Annotated in this window: 3 protein-coding genes; 2 read left to right on the forward strand and 1 reads right to left on the reverse strand. The window is 27.7% G+C overall.

The genetic code is table 11. The features are described from left to right. Nucleotides 1-367 precede the first annotated feature (367 nt). Nucleotides 368-1,039 (forward strand): carbonic anhydrase, encoded by a 672-nt coding sequence (locus ACIQ56_RS16485; RefSeq protein ID WP_397602128.1) that lies wholly within the window; start codon nucleotides 368-370, stop codon nucleotides 1,037-1,039. A 209-nt stretch (nucleotides 1,040-1,248) separates the two neighbouring features. Continuing rightward, nucleotides 1,249-1,764, forward strand: coding sequence for a hypothetical protein (locus ACIQ56_RS16490; RefSeq protein ID WP_397602129.1), 516 nt, complete (start codon nucleotides 1,249-1,251; stop codon nucleotides 1,762-1,764). Nucleotides 1,765-1,875: 111 nt separating this feature from the next. Here the strand turns inward: ACIQ56_RS16490 and ACIQ56_RS16495 are convergent, their stop codons facing one another. Further along, nucleotides 1,876-2,583, reverse strand: a complete 708-nt coding sequence (locus ACIQ56_RS16495) for an HDOD domain-containing protein (protein ID WP_397602130.1) — start codon at nucleotides 2,581-2,583, stop codon at nucleotides 1,876-1,878. Nucleotides 2,584-2,696: the final 113 nt, after the last annotated feature.

The raw sequence follows: 2,696 nt of genomic DNA on the forward strand, positions 1-2,696 counted from the left end.
GTAGCAGACTTACAAGAATCTGGATTTATTATTAAGGAAAAATTGGGTCGTTCGAATCATTACAAACTCATATTTGATAAGCCCCTCAGGCATCCGATTGAAGCTCATAAAAAAGTGAAAGAAGTGATTCAACTTATAAATTCTTAATGAAACAGAAAAGAAAGAGCTTCGTGAATGAAAATATCAAGGGAATAAAGAAACATTTTAACAAATAATTTTTGACATGAGTTATAAATCATTGTAAAAAAGGATTCAAACTATTTAAAAAAATCTGTAAATACGATATTTGATTGAATTTCAGAACTTTTCTTAATGCCAATTCATTAGAAAAGTATTTATAATTTAGAGGATTAATCAAAGGGCATTTATGAAAAAACTTATTAATGGTATAACTGACTTTAGACGCAATATTTTGCCAGGATATAGAGAAACTTTTGCAAAACTTGCCTTGGGTCAGTCTCCAGATGCCTTGTTTATTGCTTGTTCTGACAGTCGTGTTGTTGCCAACTTATTTGCTTCCACAGATCCTGGAGATGTTTTTGTCATTCGAAATGTCGGTAATATGATACCTCCTTGTACCCGTAATGGTTACTCTGTTGGTGATGAATCTGAAGCTGCTGCGATTGAATTCTCATTACTTAAATTAAAGGTTTCTAGTATTATTATTTGTGGTCATTCTGAATGCGGTGCGATGCAGGGTATTCTTCAAAACCGTCTTACAATATCTTCTCCGAATTTAAGATCTTGGCTGCAGTACGGAGAATCGGCATTAAAAAAATTAAACGAAGGTTTTGAAATTAATAAAGGATTAAAGCCTCATAATCAATTATCACAAATAAATGTGTTAGAACAAAAAATTCATATGGAAACATACCCTATTGTTCAAGAACTTATGAAACAGAATAAGCTAAAAATTTACTGCTGGTGGTTTGATATTGCTACGGCAGATGTTTATTCTTTTAATGAAAAGGAAGGAAAATTTAAAATACTTGACGACGAAGAAGCTGCTTTAATTTTGAGCACAATTGAGACAAAGTGAATTTTAATAATTCCCTGTATTGTTAAATTAAAGGGCTTTTTTTATCTCTTTTTTTATTTTTTGAGATTAAGTCAAATTTTTTTATAAATCATCTTTCCATTTTTAAAATTTTAGGATATCAAGATAAATGATACTAAAATATTTTTTTAACCAATTAAAATTTATAATGGTTAATTGCGAATATGATTTACTTGAATGGGGATTCATCTTTGAGAAAAATATTGCCTGCATTAATTTTATTATTATTAAATCTCTTTGTGATCTCATCTTGTGGCAAGAGTTCAAACTCAAATAGTTTTACTCAAGATACCCAAAACTTTTTTTATAGTAAAAATTCAAGTTCAAATACGCAAGAACATATGCTACAGTCTACAAATTACTACATTGTCTCTCATGTTACCCCATTAAATAGCGCTTCTACGTATTTTCCTTCTGATGTAAACGAAATAAGTGATAATCACCAAAGTTATTTTTTAGTTAAAATAAATGAATTAAATAATTCAAAAGTTGCTATTTCTTGTCAAAATATTATTTGTAAATTTAATAATAATTCATACCCCTATGAAGAAGTAAAGGGGCTTTCAAAGTTATTAATTAAATTAAATTTCCCCGATAAAATTACCGGATTAAGTGATGAAAATGGTTATAAATACACCGCCACAAAAATAGCAGATTCAAATGAAATTAAAAAAATAAATAAAATTTTCATGAATTATAAGTCTTAGTTTAGTCTATTTTTCTTTCATCAAAATTTTAAATTTCGCATGTCTTGGTTGTTCAATGGTAGGAATTAAAAAAGAACAATAATAAAAGCTAATATTTATTTTAAAAATAATTTAAATATATAGAGCACTTGAAAAAACGTTGATATTACGAATGACTTCTTTAAGTAAAGTATTTAAAGCATCTTTTGAAATACCAATTTTATCCAGTAAAATTTGGCTTATTTTGACATGAGGATCATTATTATGAAAACCAAAAGAATATTTAATTGATATTTGATTAGACAATTCAAGAATATCAAACTCCTTTGATAAATAATCTATACTTGATGTTCTATGCTGTGTTGGCGTGTGATGGTGTTTTACTAATTCTACTACTTGGCGATTAAACCCCCACTTTTCAAGCAAATTAGCTCCTAGTTGATCATGTGTTAATAATTGATTATTTATTTCAGATGTATAAAAATTTATTTTTTCATTTTTACACTTTTCAATTAATAATTCCATTTTTTCAGGCTGACTTATTGCTCTGATTAATAATCCAATATCATGGAACATACCTGCAATCATTAAATCAAATTTTCTATCTAAATTAAGTGATTTAGCTATTTCAAAACAAAGTTTTGAAACAAAAATCGAATGCTGATTAAATTCTTTTAATTTAAAAAAAGCAATTCCATCAATTTTCTTATATTGACTATAATATTCCGTTGTTAATATTGTTGTAAGGTTTGTAACTCCAATCCGAATAATTGCATCTTTTAAGTTATTTGTTTTTGTCCCTTTTGAATAAAGTTGAGAGTTTGCAAGTGTCCTCCCAATAAGTGCATTTTACAAACACAATGAATGGAATTAAATTTTTTATAGAGAGTGGTTTTTGATTTTGTTGATAGTATCAAGATAATTCCAAGGTAACCAATCTTTTGGGTTTTGCT

It is taken from the genome of Silvanigrella sp. (assembly GCF_044369315.1).
In the GTDB taxonomy this organism is placed as follows: domain Bacteria; phylum Bdellovibrionota_B; class Oligoflexia; order Silvanigrellales; family Silvanigrellaceae; genus Silvanigrella.

Bases quoted from the DNA above. Each gene is read 5' to 3' on its own strand.
- ACIQ56_RS16485 (WP_397602128.1), top strand. From the start codon at position 368: ATGAAAAAACTTATTAATGGTATAACTGACTTTAGACGCAATATTTTG.